Consider the following 19,246-nt stretch of genomic DNA (forward strand, 5'->3'; position numbering starts at 1 on the left):
GTGAACGAGCAGATCCAAAAAGAACATGGCGAGCGCGGGCTGAACAGCACCAAGGCTCGCCATTTTATTGGCTGGCATATTTTGGGCGGCTATTTGCGGCTCACTTCTGCTACGTCCAAATTTGTTTATGATCCCCCCGATGCCGAGCAAAAATGCGCAGATTTGATGCCTGCCATTTATGTGTGCTGGCACGGGCAAGGCATGTTGGGCATGAAATTGGTGCCTGAAGCCAAGCAATTGACCATTCTCACCTCTCGCCATCCAGATGGTCAGCTGGTGGCCGCCGCGGCAAAAAGCTTTGGCTGCTCGAATATTGACGGGTCGGGCGCCAATCCAAAGCAGGATGAAGGCACGGGCGGCATGGCCGCCATGCGCGAAATGCTGCGGGCGATGAAAAATGGCCAGTCCATTGGCATCACAGCCGACATTCCCCCCGTACCTGGTCGTCAAGTTTCGGATGGTGTGGCGCTGTTGGCCCGTTTCTCCGGGCGTCCCATTATTCCCTATGCTGTTTCAAGCTCCCGGCGATCGGTGCTTGAAAAGGTGTGGGATAAGATGCAGATCAATCATCCTTTTTCCACCATTTCAGCGGTGGTGGATGAGCCACTTTATGTGCCACGCTCAGCTAAAGACCTGACGCCTTATTCAAACGAACTGGCGAAGCGGCTTGATAATGTTTTGGATCGGGCTTTCCTTTTGGCTGATGGTAAGGACCTGCCACCGCGCCCAGATCGGTCAGCTTTTTCAGTTGCCGAGGACTAGGCGCACCGCATAGTCGAGCGCCCCGGCTGGACCGATGCGCTCCATGCCGATGCGGCCGCGCCGCTCAGCATCTTCGGGGTCACTTAACAATCGATCCATGGCCGCGCTGATCTCCACCGCGCTCATTGCACAGCTTATGCGGCTTTCCCCCATTAGGCGTTCATTGCGTTCAACACGCGATGGACGTGCGTCTGGTGGCACCAAAGCGACGAAGGGCGCACCCAGCCCAGCGCTTTGAAACACCGCCGTACCCGCCTGGCCGGCGACAAAATGCGATACGCGCGCCAACGTGCCGATACCTTGCTTGAAAAAATGCACTGGTGTGCCATCAAACATGAGTGCTTTGGCCAGATAATCGCTGGCATCGACATCAGAGTTTTTCGCCACCGGCTTGAGCGAAGCAGCGCCGATAAGCTCATCTGCGTCACTGGTTGGGGCAACAGGCACCAGCACAGTCAACTCATATTTGCTGCTCAGCCGCCCTACTGCAGTGATCTCCAGATCGAAAAACTTTTTGGCCGCCGCACGGCTGCCCGGCAGCAATGTGATGGGCGTTCTGTTTTCGATTAGTGATGTTACGTCGAACGAGAGCTCGGGCAACGTATCCATCATGATGTTACCGACAAATCCCGCATCCAAACCGTCAGCGCGCAATTGCCCGGCCAGAATGTCGTCGCGGCAAAGGGTTTTGGCTGTGGTGCGTTTGATGAGATTTTTCTCAATCAACGAATAGGTCGACGCATAGCCCGAATTATAGCAGTCGATATAGAGGTCAACATGATGACCACCAGCCTTACAAAGCGCCAGCCCGACCATATCGCCCAAAACAACAATCTTGTCCCAGCGTCCTCGCTGCTGGCGCATATAACGCACATGTTTATACGCCGTGAGCGCCAGACCATTCTTGAAGTCTTTGATCAACGAGCCTTGCTTGCGGTGACCTTCGCTGGCCAAATGGCCGCGCGGTCCCATAAGCGGGCAAATGCCTTCATAGGCGAGACCCTTACCAACCGTTGGCAGCGCTTCCACCTCGCCGTGGGGCGCGAGCGCCTTAGCAAGGGCGGCGCCCATGGCGTCCTCGCCCATGCCATTGGTGATGATCAAAACGCGCATAAGGCGTTACTTTTTGCTCGCTTGCAGGGCTTTGAGAGACGCGTGTGCGTCCACATAAGGCTCTTGCAAGTCGACACTCCAATAGGACAATTCATCCAATGGAATTTGCTTTCCGGTGACAGCGCAACGCACAAAAGTGCCCGGCTTAATCACTGAAAAATCTGCATCCAAATAGCGCAATTTGGCTTCGCTTTGTCCAAAGCCACTTTCAAAAATATTCATGTGTGAACCTCTTTCGCTTCCTATTTAGGATGAGCTGAGGAAAAAATCAAAAAAGACTTTGCTGTTTTGTCTCTTTTTCTTTGCTTGGCGATTTTGGTTTGGGCTTTTGCGACGGAGGTTTTCCTTCAGTCACAACCACACCTAAATCACCATCTGCAAATTGCACGTTTAGCCCCTCGCCCGTTTGCGGGGTTGAGGCCGAGCGCACCAAATTGCCCTTGGCATCTGTCACCAGGGCAAAACCACGCTCCAGCGCTTTTTTGTGGCTCAAGCTATCCAATAGTTTGCTCAAATTCTCGACCTTGGTTTGCTTGCGCTCAAACGCAGCCAAAGCCGCAGGCTGCAAACGTGCGCCCAAGCTTTCGATCTGACTGGCAAAGTTTTGTTGTTTTTGCCGCAAGCCATGTGGCGACAGACGGGCGCTGATCTGCGAATAGCTGGCACGTTTGCGATCTACAAATTGGTTCAACGCATTGCCAAGGCGCATGGTGGCCATATCAAACCGCTGGCGCGGCACGCTGGTTAGATCCTGAGCTTTTGGCAGCGCCGCTGATACAGCGCGCAACCGATCCTTCGCAGTGGCAATATTGCGAGCTTGTGCGGCCCGCAGTCGAGTGCCCTGATCGAGCACATAATTGACCAGTTCTGATTTAACAGGCACAGCCATTTCTGCTGCGCCCGTAGGCGTAGGCGCGCGTCTGTCAGACGCATAATCAATCAGTGTGACATCAGTTTCGTGGCCGACCGCTGAAATCAGCGGGATTTGCGACGCAGCCGCTGCACGCACCACTTCCTCTTCGTTAAAGCCCCACAGATCCTCAATTGAACCACCGCCACGCGCAACGATAAGCAAATCTGGGCGTTTGATTGGGCCGTCGATTGGCAAAGCGTTGAAGCCATTGATGGCATTGGCCACTTCCGCACCACAGGTATCGCCCTGCACCCGCACGGGCCACACAATAACATGGGTAGGGAAGCGATCGTCGAGACGGTGTAGAATATCGCGAATAACCGCCCCTGTTGGCGATGTAATTACGCCGATTGTTTGCGGCAGATAGGGCAGTTCCTGTTTGCGCGAGGCGTCAAAAAGCCCTTCAGCCGCCAATTGCTTGCGGCGCTGTTCCAATAGCGCCATCAAAGCCCCTGCACCTGCAGGTTCAATATTGTCGATTACAACTTGATATTTCGACGAACCTGGATAGGTGGTCAATTTGCCCGAAGCAACGACTTCCATGCCCTCTTCAGGCTTGAACCGCAGCTTTGAAAACACACCGCGCCAGACCACAGCCTCAATGCGAGCCTTTTCGTCTTTGAGCGCGAAATAGGCATGGCCAGAAGAATGTGGCCCCCGATAGCCCGTGATTTCACCACGAATGCGCACATGACCAAACTGTTCCTCAACGGTGCGCTTCACCGATTGAGAGATCTCAGTTACTGTGAATTCATGGGCATTGGAGCCCGTATTGCCTGATTGATCGTCCATAAATCAAGTCGTGCCTGTTCATTGTTGAAAGGTCAAGGGTGACCTTTGTAAATCAACATGATATGGGATTCGCAGGTTGGGTATTGTTTCAAATTCGGATCGAAAACATGAATATTTTGCTGTTGGGTTCTGGTGGACGTGAACACGCATTGGCTTGGGCAATTGCGCGCTCTGCGCGGCTCGATAAACTCTTTATTGCCCCTGGCAATCCGGGAATGGCAGCATGTGGTTCTTTGGTTTCGCTTGATGTGAGCAATCATGAGCAAGTGACGGAATTTTGCTTAACCCGTGAAATCGACCTTGTGGTCGTTGGCCCGGAGGCGCCATTGGTGGCTGGCATTGCTGATGATTTGCAGGCCAAGGGCATCAAGGTATTTGGCCCCTCAAAAGAAGCCGCCCAGCTTGAAGGTTCGAAGCATTTCACCAAACTTTTGTGTGATGAAATGAACGTTCCAACCGCCAAATATGCCCGATTTGATGAGCTAGATGCTGCCATCGACTATGTACGCGCCGAAGGCGCGCCGATTGTTGTCAAAGCCGACGGCTTGGCGGCAGGCAAAGGCGTGATCGTGGCGCAAACGCTCAAAGAAGCGGAAGATGCGTTATATGCCATTTTCGACGGCGCGTTTGGCGCTGCTGGTGCATCCGTGGTTATCGAAGAATGCCTGATCGGTGAAGAAGCGAGCCTTTTTGCGATTAGCGATGGGGTCAACTTTCAGCTCTTGGCTTCCGCTCAGGATCATAAGCGCGCCCATGATGGTGACAAAGGGCCCAACACTGGCGGCATGGGGGCCTATTCGCCTGCGCCTGTGATGACCGATGAAATGATTGAGCGGGTTAAGAACGAGATTATCGCCCCTTCGATCAAAGGTATGGCCAATCGCGGCACTCCGTTTAAAGGCGTGCTGTTTGCTGGCCTTATGATCACCAAAGACGGGCCAAGCCTGATCGAATATAATGTGCGTTTTGGTGACCCGGAATGCCAAGTGCTGATGACGTTGCTTAAGTCCGACATATTGGATCTGATTGAAGGTTCAATTGAGGGCACTTTGGACCAACACACACCCGAATGGCACGAAGGCACCGCCCTCACCGTCGTGATGGCGGCAAATGGCTATCCCGGCTCATATAAAAAGGGCACCCCGATTAATGGCATCGAGGCGGCGGAAACCGATGGGGTGAAGGTGTTCCATGCGGGCACGGCGCTTGTGGATGGGCAATTGGTGGCCGCAGGGGGCCGAGTGCTCAACATCACAGCGTCCGCAAAAGACGCACAAACCGCGCGCGACAAGGCCTACGCCGCCATCGACAAGATCGAATGGGCCGATGGTTTTTGCCGAAAAGACATTGCCTGGCGGGCGCTTGAGCGCACAAATGCGTGATCTGCTCTTGAAGATATAAAAGTTTAAACAATTTCATTTAACATCTAGATTGAATACAAGCATCGGGTGTTAAAGATGACAATTACTGGTCCCAAAATTGGCGTTGCGCTTGGCGGCGGTGCCGCACGGGGCCTCTCACATATCGCTGTGATCGAGGCCATGGATGAGTTGGGTTTAAAGCCCGACTTGATCGCTGGCACCTCTATTGGATCGTTCATCGGCGCGGGCTGGGCCGCGGGCATGAGCGGCAAAGAAATTCGCGAATATGCGATTGAAGTTCTGGGATCGATGCGGGCGCTCAGTTCGCGCTTGTGGCGGACGCAGGTGACCGGCATCAAAGCCATGTTCCAAGATGGTATTTCGATGCAGTTTGACGCCACTAAGGTGCTCACCTCGTTTGCCCCCGGCACCTTGCCGCTACATTTTCATGATCTGAAAATTCCTTTGCGTGTTATCGCGACGGATTATCAGAGTTGGCATCAAGTTGTGTTTCACACAGGCCTGATTGCGCCAGCAATTGCTGGGTCCATTGCGATCCCAAGTCTGTTCAAACCCGTGTCACATCACGGCCAAACCCTGGTTGACGGGGGCGTTGTAAACCCATTGCCGCTGGACCATGCCGCACACAATATGGATATTTTGATCGGTGTGGATGTGAACGGCGATCCCGTGCCCATCAATGAAATGGCCACCCCATCAGCGATTGACGTGGGCTTGGGTGCCGCACAAATCATGATGCACGCGATGAGCGCCTATGCCATCGCCGCCTATCCGCCGGATATATATGTACGGCCCCCTGTTGGACATTTCGGGGCGTACGAGTTTTGGCGTGTTCGCGACATCTTGGCCGCTGGCGACTTGGTGAAAGACAAGTTCAAGCGCGATTTGGCCACGCGGATTGACCTTATGCTCGCCTCTCAGCAAAAAATTGGATGAGCATTTTTGCCGCTTCCGCTTCGCCAATGCCTGAAATCACTTCTGGGTGATGGTGGCAGGTCGCTTGGTGGAAAAAGCGCACGCCATTATCAACGGCCCCGCCCTTTTGATCTTCTGCCCCATAATAGACCCGGCGTAATTTCGTATGGGCAATCGCGCCAGCGCACATGGTGCATGGCTCCAACGTCACGTAAAGATCGCAGCCTTCCAAACGGCCCGTGCCCAATTTTGCCAGTGCCGCGCGCATAGCCTGCATCTCGGCATGGGCCATTGGATCACCTTTGCGCTTCATTTCGTTTTGCGCTTCGGCGATCACGGTTCCGTCTTTCACAATAACCGCGCCAACGGGCACTTCGCCTGCGGCGGCAGCCTCACGCGCCAAATTCAGCGCCAATTGCATCGGGGTTTGATCAGATTTTGCGGTCATCATCATCCTACTTGTTGAAATGTTACCTGCCATAGGTTTGTGGATGATGCAAAGCTTATCGGTTGGTCCTATGCTATCGGGATAGGAGAATCAGCAATGCGCATTCGGCAACTGCCCAACGATCTGGTGAATAAAATTGCGGCTGGCGAGGTGATCGAGCGCCCGGCCAGCATTGTTAAAGAGTTGGTGGAAAACGCTTTGGATGCTGGTGCGACACGCATTGCCATTACCACTTCTGCGGGCGGCAAATCGCTGATCCGGATCGAGGATAATGGCAGTGGCATGGGTGAAGAGGATTTGCGATTGAGCGTTGAGCGCCACGCAACCTCCAAGCTCCCCGAGGATGACCTTGATCACATTCAAACGCTCGGCTTTCGCGGCGAGGCCCTCGCCTCGATCAGCGCGGTGGCGGATTTGCGCATCGCCACGCGCCCGCAGGACGCTGAGTTGGGCTTACAATTGCGTTTTATCGACGGTGAAGCGGTGATTTCGCCCTCGCCAATGCCCCACGGCACTGTGATCGAAGTGCGCGAACTGTTTAAAAATGTGCCCGCGCGGTTGAAATTTTTGAAATCTGATCGGGCCGAAACCAACGCGATCACCGATGTGATGAAACGTTTGGCCATGTCGCAACCACATGTTCATTTCATCTTGTCGGGATCGGACAGGCAGACATTGAACTGGCCTGCGCAACCCATATCCGATGTGGAAGATGATTTTCAGGGCGATAAAAACCGCCTCGGCCAAATTTTGGGATTGGACTTTGCACAAAATGCCGTGCCCATCGATTATCAGCGCGGACCGGTTTTGGTGCGCGGCATGGCGGCGCTGCCGACATACACCAAAGCCAATTCTTTATCGCAGTTCTATTTTGTGAACGGCCGTCCCGTGCGCGACAAGGTTTTGCTTGGCGCCCTGCGCGGCGCCTATGCCGATTTTTTACATCGTGATCGGTTTCCGGTGGCAGCCGTTTTTGTGAACATGCCCAGCCAAGATTTGGATGTGAATGTGCACCCTGCCAAAGCTGAAGTGCGGTTCCGCGACCCCGGGCTGGTGCGGGCGGCGGTGATCCGTGGCGTGATGAATGCACTCGACGCTGCCGGGTTTCGCGCGTCGAAAACGGTATCCGACGCCACACTTTCCGCGTTCCAACCTGGTGGTGGACAAGCACAACAACCGCCGACAAGCGCATCGCCGTACGTTGCGCCCAACGCAACGGGTGATGGTTTTGCCATGCCGCATCAGCAGCAATGGGCCAATACGTCGCCGACAGGCTCCGCACCACCCCCTCAACCAGATGCACCGCGCATGCATGATGTGCACCAGCCAAGCGCCCGGATGGAAGTTGCGCCGGATTTGCCACCAGAAAATGATGATTTTCCACTTGGCTCTGCACGGGCACAATTGTTCGAGAATTACATCGTTGCGCAGGGGCCGGACAGTTTGATCGTTGTTGATCAACATGCGGCGCATGAGCGGCTGGTTTATGAGCGTTTCAAGAAAGAACTCAGCGACGGGCCTGTGCCTGCCCAGCGCCAACTTATTCCGGTGGTGATTGAACTCACAGAAGAAGATTGCGATCGACTGGAAGAGGCACAGGAAGAGTTGGCGCAAGTGGGATTGGGTGTTGAGCGCTTTGGCCCGCGCGCCATCGCCGTGCATGAAACACCCGCGATCTTGAAGCATCCGAATGTGCAAAAACTGGTCAATGATGTCGCCGATCAGCTGGCCGAGTGGGACAATATTTCAATCGTACGAGAACGGCTGGAAGAGGTTGCGGCGCGCATGGCTTGCCACGGCTCTGTGCGCTCAGGTCGACGATTGCGGGCCGAAGAAATGAACGTGCTGTTGCGCGACATGGAAGCCACGCCGCATTCGGGCCAGTGTATCCACGGTCGCCCCACCTATGTGGAGCTGAAAAAGGCGGATATTGAACGGCTGTTCGGGCGGCGGTAGGGCCCTAAACGGCAGGCGCTTTAAACAGATGGATCATTGTATCGCCATAGGTGCGCTCATCGAGTAAATCGAAACCATCAGGCGCTTTGACTTCAACGCCCTTTTGCTCCTCCAATACCACAATGGCCTCTGGCGCGATCCAGCCGCCCTCATAGGCGACCGCCAATGCTTTATCGCCCAAACCTTTGGCGTATGGCGGGTCTAAAAATACCAGGTTGCACGGCAAAATGCGTTGGATTTGACCCAGATCGGTTGCATCGCGACGCAACATGCGCGATTGCCCTGCTACACCAAATTCTTGGATATTTTCGCGCAGCAAGGCCCGCGCTTCAACGCCCGTATCAACAAATGTGGCGTGCTCTGCCCCGCGCGATAGCGCTTCGAGGCCCAAGGCACCGGTGCCTGCAAACAAATCCAACACGCGGGTGCCAGTCATCACCGGACCAAAATGATTGGCCAGAATGTTGAAAAGGCTTTCCCGCACCCGATCCGAAGTCGGGCGAATGTCGTCCGACTGAGGTGATGCAATGGTTTTAGATTTAAACTTACCGGCAACAATGCGCATAAAACTCAACTCGGCCTATGGTTTGCGCGGTGGGCGACCACCGGGCTTGCGGCCAGCGGGTTTACCCCCGCGTCCACGTTGATCTCCGGCTGGACGACCTTTATGACGCCCTGCGTCTGAATAACCCTGTGTGGAATGCCCCCCACCCGGCTTGCCGCGACCACCGGCTGGCTTGCCGCCACGTGGACCGCCTGGCTTTTTGTCAAAACGCTTGTCCCCTTGCGGCTTATCGCCGAACGGCTTGCGGTCGCCACGCTCACCTTTATCTTTATCCTTATTGCGATCCGTGAACGCGCCCCGGCGATCATCCGGGCGGCGGTCATCGCGACGCCCTGCAGCACCACGCGGCTTATCGCCAAAATGTTTCTTTTCACCGAAAGGTCGACCACCCTCTTTGCGGTCTCGCTTTTCAAATGGCTTGCCATCGCGACGCTTATCATCGCGACCTTTGGCGCCATCACGATCATCACGACGTGGCGGGCGGTCTTTTGAAAACTCACGCTTGGGGCCACGGTCATCGCGATCGAACTTGCGGTCTTTGTCGCCAAAGCGTTTTTTGCCGCGCGGGCCCTCATCTTCGTCGTCTTTTTTGCGGGCGCGGGGCACATGTTCACCGATATTGCCATCATCAAACAGGACGCGACGGGTGGGTGTTGCCTCTTCTTCTTCAAATTTGCGACCCCGTGGCGGGCGTTTTTGATCAGCAGGCTTTCTCGGCTCGCCAGTGCGGCCACGGGCGCGCCCGAAACGTTCGGTTTTTGCTTCGGCTTTTTCAGCTTTGGGCACCACAGGCACGATGGGCCCATCAAAGTCCACGCCAGCCTGATCGGCCAATTTTTGGCCCAACTGATCTTTCAACACACGGGTTTTGACCGCTTGAATTTCGCCGGGCTTTAACTCATTAAGCTGGAACGGGCCATAGCTGAGGCGGATCAAACGGTTCACATCAAGGCCAAATGCCGTGAGCACATTTTTAACCTCACGGTTTTTGCCTTCGCGCAAGGAAACAATCAACCAAACATTGCTGCCTTGCTGCCGCTCCAACTGGGCTTCAATCGGGCCATAATGCACCTTGTCGATGGTGACGCCGTCTTTTAGCTCATCCAGCTTTTCTTGCGTGATGCGGCCATAGGCCCGCACGCGATAACGCCGCGCCCAACCGGTCGCGGGCAATTCAAGCACCCGCTTGAGGCCGCCTTCGTTGGTGAGCAGCAACAAGCCCTCTGTGTTGATGTCCAACCGGCCCACGGTCATCACACGGGGTAATCCCGCCTTATCGAAGGCTTCGAATACAGTTGGGCGCCCTTCCGGGTCGCTTTCTGATACAACGAGGCCAGCGGGCTTGTGATAAAGCCAAACGCGGGTCGCTTCTCGTTCGCCCAACGGCTTACCGTCGACCAAAACGCGGTCTTTAGCTGTGACATTTACGGCAGGGCTGTCGATGGTTTTGCCATTAATGGCAACACGGCCATCAGCGATCCACACTTCGGCAGCGCGGCGCGAACAAAGGCCAGCGCGTGCCATTACTTTGGCAATACGATCACCAGTCTGGCGGTCATTGGTGCTGCCAGCGTCATTTTTGGCCATTAGAGTGGCTCCGGAACAATTGAAAGAGTTTCGGAGGGTTTACCCGTTTGTTAGGAGCCTTGCAACGCTTCTCTGATCTCAGGAGGACAAAGAGGGCTATCTAGTGGCACTAAATCCCCATTTTCAGCCAAACAGATCAAATCTTGGCCACCAACTTTGGTGAAATACTTTTCTGGTGGCAGATAAAGTGGGCGTTTGTCGCCACTCTTGAGCGCCTTTTGGTAGGCCAAACGCTGCTCACGGAAGCGGCGAGCCACTTCCTGCGCTTCTTTCGGCGTAAAGGCACGGCCTTGCGCATCGCTGAGGTCGGCAACCCGCGCACCGCGGATCAATTTGATCTCATTTTCGGTGAGCTGGGTTTCGTCTAAGCGGACTTCATCAGAGTCTTCGGGCAATGAAGCTGTTGCGGTTTCGGTTGGGATCGGCAAGAACTTGGTATCTTTTGGCAAAACAAGTGGCGCACGAGGGGCAGAAATATCTTCTTTTTCTTCCCGCTCAAGCACACCCAAGCCGCGCAATGTCTCAGACATAACTTCACGCTCAAAGGTGTTGCCATCTTTAAACGCGTTGGTGCCTTCAACTGTGGTGCATGCCGCCAAGCCTAAAAGCGAAACGCCCAACAGGACACTTGTGCCCGCGCGTTTTGCGAAAGAAAAGAACTTCTGGTTCGTACTGAACATGCATGCCACTCCAAAAACTTACCCGATAGGCCATAGGTCTCAAAAAAGGCTATTTTGAGGAACTATCCCCTTGAGGCTTTAGCACTATATCCCATAACAAGATAATAAGGCCAAGTGCAATTGCTACATCTGCCAGATTAAATATGTACCAATAATATCCAAAAGCGTGAAAAGAGAAGAAATCCGCCACCGCGCCATAAGCAATTCGGTCAATCAAATTGCCGAGTGCACCGCCCAAAACAGTCGCAATGCCCCATTTGACCAACTCGGTTGTGGCGGTGACCCACCAAATGGCAAGCCCGAGCATGGCGATGCCCATAATCCCCACGAGGATATAGGGCGACGCATCACCCAGCCAGCCATAGGAAATGCCCGTATTCCAAGCCAGAACATAGTCAAAAAATGGGGTGACGGTGACAATCTCGCCGCCAGTCCACCCCACAATATTGAGCATATAGATCTTATGGACCTGATCCAGCAATAGGGCCAAGAAGAAGGCAAACAGGCTTTTGTGGGCTATATTCGCCTTCATCTTTTTTCCCTTAGGCTTGCGCCAGTTCGCGCAAGGCTTGCGCATCACGCAAAGTTACGTCCGGATATTCTGGGTCCTGCCCCACTTCCGGCAACACTTTCCAAGAACGCTCGCACTTTTTGCCCTCAGCCATGGCGGGCACGACGGCGACGCCGGGTACATCGTCCAAACGGAAAGCCTCACTTGGGCCTTCATTTTGCAGCACCTCAGCTTGGCTGGTGATAGAGATTTCCGCCATGTCTTCGCCATGGATAGCTACATATAAATCAGCATCGGCCACATAGACCTTTGGTGCCGATTCTAGCGACGAGCCGATGCGCTTTTCACGACGTTCGATTTCCAATGCCCCGGTGACCACACGACGTACCTTGCGGATTTTGGCCCACTTCTCGGCCAATGCGTCATTGCGCCAGTTGGCAGGCACTGTGGGGAACTCGCGCTTATGTACGGAGCTATCACCCTCCGGGTAACGCTCCAACCACACCTCTTCCATGGTAAACACCATGATCGGGGCCAGCCATGCGGTGAGGCAATCAAACAATTGGTTGAGCACGGTCAGCGCCGCTTTGCGCTTCACACTCGATTTAGGGTCACAATAAAGCGTGTCCTTACGGATATCGAAATAGAAGGCTGACAAGTCGACGGTCATGAAATTAAACAGGGTTGAAAATACCCGTTTAAAATCAAACGCCTTATAGTGCGCCCGCACTTCTTCGTCGAGCTTGGCGATCCGATGCATCATATATTGTTCAAGCTCAGGCATATCTTCAAACGCCACCTGCTCAGATGGATCATAATGTGCCAAGCTGCCCAGCAAGAAACGCAATGTGTTGCGCATTTTGCGGTAAGCATCAACCGTGGTTTTGATGATGGTATCACCGATCCGATGATCCTCAGAATAGTCAACTGAAGACACCCAAAGACGCAATATATCTGCGCCATATTGCTTGATGATATCTTGCGGCGCGATGGTGTTGCCGATCGATTTCGACATTTTGCGCCCATCTTCTGCCATGGTGAAACCGTGGGTCACCACGTTTTTATAGGGCGCACGGCCACGGGTGCCGCAGCTTTCCAGCAAAGAAGACTGGAACCAGCCGCGGTGCTGGTCTGAACCTTCAAGATACACATCAGCAGGAGATTGGTGATGGTCACGTTTTTCCAGCACAAAGGCGTGGGTTGACCCAGAGTCAAACCACACGTCCAGAATATCGGTCACTTGTTCCCACTCAGCCGCATTGTACTGATCGCTCAAGAAACGCTCTTTCGCGCCCTCGGCAAACCACGCATCAGCCCCTTCGGCCTCAAAGGCATCGGCAATGCGCGCATTGACCTCATCATCTTTGAGCACTTCGCCATTTTCATTGACAAATACGCAGATCGGCACGCCCCAAGACCGCTGGCGCGAGAGCACCCAATCGGGGCGCCCTTCGACCATTGAACTCAAGCGGCGTTTGCCGGTTTGCGGCACAAAGTTGGTCGCCTCAATTGCGTCCATGGCGCGCGTGCGCAGCGTATCGCCTGCACCACCGATGTCGCGATCCATATAGACAAACCATTGTGGCGTGTTGCGATAGATGATCGGCTTTTTGGAGCGCCAAGAGTGTGGATATTGGTGCTTCAATCGCCCACGTGCCGCCATAGCGCCGCGTGCGGCCAGCTCAGCGATCACCTTATTGTTCGCATCGCCCTTTTTGCCTTTGTCATCCAAGATGCGTGCGCCTTCAAAGCCCGGCGCATCTTTGGTGTAATAGCCACCTGCGTCCACGCAGAAAGGGATGGTTGCGTCGATGCCGCGCGCTTCAAGATCGCGGGCATTGTCCATCCAGATTTCAAAGTCGTCCGCGCCGTGCCCCGGTGCTGTGTGCACAAAGCCCGTGCCCGCTTCGTCTGTAACGTGGTCGCCATCAAGCAATGGCACGGTATATTCATAGCCGCCGCCATGGCCATGCAGCGGGTGTTCCAACTCCACGCCAGCGAGCATATCGGCAGGCAAGTCGGCCACGCGTTCAAACGCATCAACACGCGCTTTGGTGAAGACGTCAGCAGCAAGATTATCTGCCAAGATCAGCAATTCGCCTTTTTGCACCCAGTTTTCGTCCGGCGCTTCCGTGACCTGATAAAGGCCATATGAGATGTCGGATGAGAACGAGACAGCACGGTTGGTGGGGATCGTCCATGGTGTGGTCGTCCAGATCACCACTTTGGCGTCCATCAGCTTTTCGACCAAATCGGCTTGTTCGCCGGAGCCACCTGCTGCGGTCACCGGGAACTTCACCCAGATCGCATCGCTCTCATGCTCATGATATTCGATTTCGGCTTCCGCTAGGGCTGTGCGTTCCACAACCGACCACATCACGGGCTTTGAGCCCCGATAAAGTTGGCCAGAGGTCGCGAACTTCATTAGTTCGCGCGCGATCTGCGCTTCTGCATCAAAGGACATGGTGATGTAAGGATTGTCCCAATCGCCATTTACGCCCAAGCGTTTAAATTCTTCACGCTGCACATCCAACCAATGGCCCGCAAATTCGCGACATTCCTTACGGAATTCATTGATCGGCACTTCGTCCTTGTTTTTGCCTTTGGCGCGATATTGCTCTTCGATTTTCCATTCGATGGGCAGGCCGTGGCAATCCCAACCCGGGATATAGGCGGCGTTATAGCCCTGCATCTGGTGCGAACGCACCACCATATCCTTGAGTGTTTTATTGAGTGCGTGGCCGATATGGATGTTGCCATTGGCATATGGAGGGCCATCGTGAAGGATGAATTTTTCTTTGTCTTTAGAGCTTTCGCGCAATTGGCCGTAAAGGTTCATATCTTCCCAACGCTTCAGCCAGCCTGGCTCGCGCTTGGGCAAGCCCGCGCGCATGGGGAAATCTGTTTTGGGCAAATTTAGCGTTGCCGAATAGTCTTTTTTGTCGTTTTGCGGAGTATCCGCGCCTGATGAATTATCGCTCATGGTGCTAACCGTCATTCAATTTGTACTGGAATTGCCGATAGGCGGGTTCGCCTTGGCTTGATTTCAATTTATATCCGACACTTCGTTCGCGCACTTCGCGCTGGTTACGAAGGCCGGCTAATAATTCGAATAATCGGGATGATCTGCGCATGATCGGACGCACGCCGCGGCGCGGCGGTCAAAAACTGGATAGGCGTGTGATCAAAAAAGGCCACGAGTTGGTCACCGATTTATTGTTGGTCTGAACGCATTAGGCCAGAACAGGGCTTAAAGTCAATCTTTTGGCCCAAATTGATGGGCGCATGCTCAATCTGCAAAAAAGCCAAGTTTGACATCAATATCCGACATCGCTTTTTCATTCGCCAGGACTGCGCGTGCATTTTCGCTATCCTGATCCATGGCCGTGATCAATTCATCGAGCGAATTAAAGTTCGCTTCGCCGCGCAAATATTGGCAAAGGGCCACTTCCATATATTCGCCATAGACCTCTTCGGCGAAGTCGAAAATATGGGTTTCGAACAAGGTGGTGCCATTATCAAACATAGGGCGACGGCCATAATTGGCCACGCCATCATAAGTTTTGCCCTTAACGCGGGCGCGCACGACATAAACGCCATGCTTGAGCCCTTCATGGGGCGACAGGTGCAAATTGGCTGTTGGATACCCCAACTCGCGGCCGCGCTTATCGCCATGGCTGACTTCGCCGGCGATGAAGGCGTGATAACCGAGCAATTGGTTGGCAAATTCCACCTCACCTTCACGCAATGCTTCGCGCACGCGGGTTGAGGAAACGGGTGCATCACCTTCGTCGAGCATATGGTTGATCACCACATCGAACCCATATTTTGGTCCCGCTTCAACCAAATATTGCGGTGTGCCAGCACGGTCTTTGCCGAAATGGAAATCTGCGCCCACGGTGACGATTGATGCGCCCAGCTGGTCGACGATATAATTCTCAATGAAGTCCTGAGCGGACTTTTGCGAAAACTCTTTGGTGAAGGGCATGATCACCACGCCGTCAAAGCCCATCGCCTCGACAAGGCGCGCCTTTTGGTTGCGCTCTGTCAGGCGGAACATAAACGGCTTTGGCGCAAAAACGTCGCGTGGGTGCGGTTCAAACGTCAGCACAAGCGCTGGCACATTGTTGGCGCGCGCCATTTGCTGCGCCCGCTCGAAAATCGACTGATGACCGCGATGACACCCATCAAAATTGCCAATCGCGACCACGCCCCCGCGCAGGTGCTTTGGCAACTCACCCAAATTTTCGACAATTGTAAACGCCATAGTGTGAAGCCCTATTTACTGAATCAAAGGCGGAAATGAATTGGCGCAAACTGCCCCGTTTGGCGGCAATTTGCAAGCAGAGCATGATTATATTTGCTCACTTTGCTATACGCGCTTTTCCCAAGTCAGGGATTTACTGTGATTTCAGCGACCAGCCGTATCATGCCGGGATATTTAATGAATTCCTGGGGGTGAGAGAATGGCTTTGGACCGATCCATGCGCATTCTTATCGTGGACGATTACGCCACGATGCTGCGCATATTACGCAATCTATTAAAACAATTGGGTTTTGAAAATGTTGATGACGCGCCCGATGGGCACGCGGCGGCCCAAATGGTGGCCCAACAGAAGTATGATTTAATCATATCCGATTGGAACATGGAGCCCATGACCGGGTATGAATTGCTGCGCCATGTGCGCGCGGACCCTGAAAATGCCCATGTCCCTTTCATTATGATCACGGCAGAATCGGCAACTGAAAATGTGATCGCGGCCAAACGGGCCGGCGTAAATAATTACATCATCAAGCCATTCACCACCGAGATCTTGTTCGCCAAAATGCAGGCGGTTTTTGAAAAGCAGATGGCGAGCTGATGATGGTGCAAATAGCAGAAAAACAAACTGGCGAGCTCGACCTCACTGATTTATCAGACAGCGACGATGAACGTATTCCATTGAAAGATGTCATCGCGCTGGCCGAGAAAGTCACCGCAGCACTAAAACCACTGGTCCGTAGTCTTGACCGCTCCATGCACCAAGAGCTTCGGGAGATTTTGCAAGCCATTGAAGGTTTGCGCACCGAGCTATCGCGCGTGGATGCCAATGACATCTTTGCTAAACGCATCCCCGAAATGGGGCGTGAGTTGGGTGCAATCGTAAAAGCCACCGAGGTTGCCACCGACACAATCATGAATGTTGCTGAACAAGTGTTGGCGGCTGATCGCTCCGATCCTGAAAAATATGCTGCCGAGGTGGAACAGCATATGATGGCGATTTTTGAAGCCTGCAGTTTTCAAGATTTAACCGGCCAGCGCGTGACCAAAATCATCCACACGATGGAAGTGATTGAAGAGCGCATTGAGGTGCTGTGCAAAATGATTGAGAACAATAATATTGCCCCCCAGACGAGCGGCGAACCCACGGCTCAGGAAAAGCGAAACCGGGAAAAACTGGTCAGCGGCCCCGCCCACGACGGCGAAGGGGTTTCACAGTCTGACATTGATGCCATGTTCTGATCCTCCCCCGGATGCCCTGCGCCATGATTACCAATAAAGGCGTGGGGCAAATCCGACGGTATTTGCTTTGCTTTGGCCCACAAGTCTGGTGATCATTTCCGGATCGGGGTCCTCAACACTGCCAAATTCTTGCGCGTGAATTGAACCGGAAATAAACAGGAAGTCATAGCCCATATCAGCAGCACCTGTTGCGTCAGTGCGCACGCTATCGCCGATGGCTAGCGTGCGGTCTGGTGCAGGCGCGTTGCCCAGTTTTTCGGCGGCCAAACGGGCGGCGCGTTGATAAATCGGCGCGTAGGGTTTACCCGCCATGCGCACTTCGCCGCCAGCTTGTTCATAAACGTCAGCCAGCGCGCCGCCGCAATAGATCAATTCATCGCCAACTTCGACAACTTTATCTGGGTTGGCACAAATGAACGGCAAGCCCCGTTTTTTCCAATCCAGCACTTGTTCTGCATAATCCTCGGGTGTGCGCCCATATTCCAGATCGGTGCAAATGATCGCCTGTGCGTTTTCCAGCGCGCCAAATTGAACCGCGATCCCCTCAAACAACGCGCCGTCGCTATCGGGGCCCAAACGATATAGGGACTGGCCTTCATAGGGCCGGATCAAATCGCGCGTGGCATCGCCTGAGGTGACAATCGCATCGTAAATGTCGGTGGTTACGCCGAGTTCGGCAATCTCGGCAGCGATTTCGCCCGATGGGCGGGGGGCATTTGTCACCAAAATCACAGCCTTACCCATGGCCTTCGCGTCGCCGAGGGCTGCAATTGCCGTCTTGTGGCCCACGCGTCCGTTGTGCAGCACACCCCACACGTCGCAAAACAGGGCATCATAGGAATTGATCAGGTCGGACAGACCTCGTTTAGGTAAAGGCATAATTGGACTTCGCTTCGATGGTAATTCGCCTAATAGGCAGAAGATTGAACTTTTTGTTTTTCACCCAACAGGTCGGGGCGTACGGGCGATGGCGGCGCGATATGTTCGCCTTGCGCAAACGGGATTTTGTCATCCAGCAGCATCAAGATTTGTTCTTCTTGTATCACATTGTCCATGATCAAGCCCACATCATAACGCTTCACAAAATCGGCAACATCTGCATTGTGAAGGTCTGAATAGGATTGTGGCTTTTCAATAAAGCGCTGCGTGTCCGCCTTCACATATTTAACGCCACGAGCATATAGATCTTGGAAGTTCAGCCGCAGGCTGCGCACATTATCCAAGCACAGACCAACACCAATTTTGACGAATTGTGAAAGGTTGGTGCGCTGGGTTTCATTTAACGCGGCATATTTCTCCTCATCCATTGTCAAAAACAAGCTCGCTGTTACCGCGCGATTGGACTGAACCAGGCTGACCAATCGTTCGCAGGCATCGGCGTCATTGAGCAGACAATAGGATATCGGCACAAACAATGATGTGGGATCACCAGTAATGTTGGATCGATGTATGATGTTTGCACCCTGCCGAACCAGCATTTGTTCCAGCTCTGAAATGGTGCCAGTGCGGTCAGCATTGGGCAAAAATTCATTTGCGTTCAAAAACTTACCACCGACCTGCTCGATCTTCGGCACCAAATCATACCCCAATGTGCGGCGGTTGGGCAGCGTGACAATCGGTTGCAGATATTGGCGCACCCGCCCCTCAGCAAGCGCATCTTGCAATATAGAAATTGGCAAATCAGATTCTTCACGATCTGCTGCGGTTGATGAACGGTTTGCCGCTTTAAGCGGCGAGACATTGTATGCGGTTTCTTGGCTTGGTGCCGGCTCGGGTGCCGGGGGCGGCGCCATCGCTTGGGTTGCTTGAAGCTCTTCCACTTCGGCGACGGCTTCTGCCAATTCGCGCACCACGGTACCTAGAACGGAGATGTCAGACTCAACATCTTCGAGCCGATTATTAACATTGATGTTGGACAAGTAATTGACCTGGTCCGACATAATCTCGTTGGTGCGGGCAACAACACCCAATTGCTGAGCAATTTCAGACACGCGCTGGGCCAGATATTTTTCGGTCCGGCGGCGAAACAGCCCCTCAACAATCATGAAGCAGGTTAAAGCCGAAACGCTAAACAAGAGAATGGCATCCATCAGGGTGACACCCAACCCAAAATAGGCGG

General features: G+C 53.8%; 18 protein-coding genes. 6 read left to right on the forward strand and 12 right to left on the reverse strand.

Features of this window, described 5'->3' with window-relative positions; all coding sequences use genetic code 11:
• Complete coding sequence (locus G549_RS0102170; protein ID WP_156905452.1) at nucleotides 1–762, forward strand: lysophospholipid acyltransferase family protein; 762 nt, start codon at nucleotides 1–3, stop codon at nucleotides 760–762.
• Here G549_RS0102170 and G549_RS0102175 read toward each other — a convergent pair.
• The 3 genes from G549_RS0102175 to xseA are packed head-to-tail and all read right to left on the reverse strand — an operon-like array spanning nucleotide 745 to nucleotide 3,580.
• Nucleotides 745–1,875, reverse strand: a complete 1,131-nt coding sequence (locus G549_RS0102175; RefSeq protein ID WP_027833654.1) for a hypothetical protein — start codon at nucleotides 1,873–1,875, stop codon at nucleotides 745–747. The two genes, G549_RS0102170 and G549_RS0102175, sit on opposite strands and share 18 nt — an antisense overlap.
• A gap of 6 nt (nucleotides 1,876–1,881) precedes the next feature.
• Nucleotides 1,882–2,097 carry a DUF2093 domain-containing protein gene (locus G549_RS0102180; RefSeq protein ID WP_027833655.1) on the reverse strand — a complete coding sequence of 72 codons (216 nt, stop codon included), beginning with the start codon at nucleotides 2,095–2,097 and terminating at the stop codon, nucleotides 1,882–1,884.
• 46 nt (nucleotides 2,098–2,143) lie between these two features.
• Nucleotides 2,144–3,580 (reverse strand): exodeoxyribonuclease VII large subunit, encoded by a 1,437-nt coding sequence (xseA, locus tag G549_RS0102185; RefSeq protein ID WP_027833656.1) that lies wholly within the window; start codon nucleotides 3,578–3,580, stop codon nucleotides 2,144–2,146.
• A 107-nt stretch (nucleotides 3,581–3,687) separates the two neighbouring features.
• On the opposite strand from xseA, the gene purD reads away from it, so the two are divergent.
• Nucleotides 3,688–4,962, forward strand: a complete 1,275-nt coding sequence (gene purD / locus G549_RS0102190) for a phosphoribosylamine--glycine ligase (RefSeq protein WP_027833657.1) — start codon at nucleotides 3,688–3,690, stop codon at nucleotides 4,960–4,962.
• Between the two features lie 75 nt (nucleotides 4,963–5,037).
• Entirely contained in the window at nucleotides 5,038–5,898 is an 861-nt protein-coding gene (locus tag G549_RS0102195; protein ID WP_051213199.1) for a patatin-like phospholipase family protein, read from the forward strand.
• On the opposite strand, the gene G549_RS0102200 is transcribed toward G549_RS0102195, so the two are convergent.
• A complete protein-coding gene (locus tag G549_RS0102200; protein ID WP_027833659.1) occupies nucleotides 5,867–6,325 on the reverse strand; it encodes a nucleoside deaminase in 459 nt (152 codons plus the stop codon). The genes G549_RS0102195 and G549_RS0102200 overlap by 32 nt on opposite strands.
• Nucleotides 6,326–6,421: 96 nt before the next feature.
• Between G549_RS0102200 and mutL the strand changes: the two genes are divergently transcribed.
• Nucleotides 6,422–8,281, forward strand: a complete 1,860-nt coding sequence (gene mutL / locus G549_RS0102205; protein WP_027833660.1) for a DNA mismatch repair endonuclease MutL — start codon at nucleotides 6,422–6,424, stop codon at nucleotides 8,279–8,281.
• A gap of 4 nt (nucleotides 8,282–8,285) precedes the next feature.
• On the opposite strand, the gene rsmD is transcribed toward mutL, so the two are convergent.
• From rsmD to G549_RS0102235, 6 genes are all read right to left on the reverse strand, one after another.
• Nucleotides 8,286–8,846: a 16S rRNA (guanine(966)-N(2))-methyltransferase RsmD gene (rsmD, locus tag G549_RS0102210; RefSeq protein ID WP_027833661.1), complete on the reverse strand. Its 561-nt coding sequence runs from the start codon at nucleotides 8,844–8,846 to the stop codon at nucleotides 8,286–8,288.
• Between the two features lie 15 nt (nucleotides 8,847–8,861).
• A complete protein-coding gene (locus G549_RS18630) occupies nucleotides 8,862–10,433 on the reverse strand; it encodes a pseudouridine synthase (protein WP_051213202.1) in 1,572 nt (523 codons plus the stop codon).
• A 50-nt stretch (nucleotides 10,434–10,483) separates the two neighbouring features.
• Complete coding sequence (locus G549_RS18635) at nucleotides 10,484–11,113, reverse strand: hypothetical protein (RefSeq protein ID WP_036220836.1); 630 nt, start codon at nucleotides 11,111–11,113, stop codon at nucleotides 10,484–10,486.
• 49 nt (nucleotides 11,114–11,162) lie between these two features.
• Nucleotides 11,163–11,645 (reverse strand): signal peptidase II, encoded by a 483-nt coding sequence (gene lspA, locus G549_RS0102220; protein ID WP_051213205.1) that lies wholly within the window; start codon nucleotides 11,643–11,645, stop codon nucleotides 11,163–11,165.
• 10 nt (nucleotides 11,646–11,655) lie between these two features.
• Nucleotides 11,656–14,607, reverse strand: a complete 2,952-nt coding sequence (gene ileS, locus G549_RS0102225) for an isoleucine--tRNA ligase (protein WP_027833663.1) — start codon at nucleotides 14,605–14,607, stop codon at nucleotides 11,656–11,658.
• Between the two features lie 306 nt (nucleotides 14,608–14,913).
• Entirely contained in the window at nucleotides 14,914–15,891 is a 978-nt protein-coding gene (locus tag G549_RS0102235; protein WP_027833664.1) for a bifunctional riboflavin kinase/FAD synthetase, read from the reverse strand.
• 199 nt (nucleotides 15,892–16,090) lie between these two features.
• Here G549_RS0102235 and G549_RS0102240 point away from each other — a divergent pair, with 199 nt between their 5' ends.
• Nucleotides 16,091–16,486, forward strand: coding sequence for a response regulator (locus tag G549_RS0102240; RefSeq protein ID WP_027833665.1), 396 nt, complete (start codon nucleotides 16,091–16,093; stop codon nucleotides 16,484–16,486).
• Complete coding sequence (locus G549_RS18640) at nucleotides 16,486–17,127, forward strand: protein phosphatase CheZ (RefSeq protein ID WP_051213208.1); 642 nt, start codon at nucleotides 16,486–16,488, stop codon at nucleotides 17,125–17,127. The genes G549_RS0102240 and G549_RS18640 overlap by 1 nt, the downstream gene beginning before the upstream one ends.
• A 27-nt stretch (nucleotides 17,128–17,154) precedes the next feature.
• On the opposite strand, the gene G549_RS18645 is transcribed toward G549_RS18640, so the two are convergent.
• Nucleotides 17,155–18,006 carry a TIGR01459 family HAD-type hydrolase gene (locus tag G549_RS18645; RefSeq protein ID WP_051213212.1) on the reverse strand — a complete coding sequence of 284 codons (852 nt, stop codon included), beginning with the start codon at nucleotides 18,004–18,006 and terminating at the stop codon, nucleotides 17,155–17,157.
• 29 nt (nucleotides 18,007–18,035) lie between these two features.
• Nucleotides 18,036–19,217, reverse strand: a complete 1,182-nt coding sequence (locus G549_RS0102255) for an EAL domain-containing protein (protein ID WP_156905453.1) — start codon at nucleotides 19,215–19,217, stop codon at nucleotides 18,036–18,038.
• Between the last annotated feature and the right edge of the window lie 29 nt (nucleotides 19,218–19,246).

It is taken from the genome of Maritalea myrionectae DSM 19524, from assembly GCF_000423365.1.
Taxonomy (GTDB): domain Bacteria; phylum Pseudomonadota; class Alphaproteobacteria; order Rhizobiales; family Devosiaceae; genus Maritalea; species Maritalea myrionectae.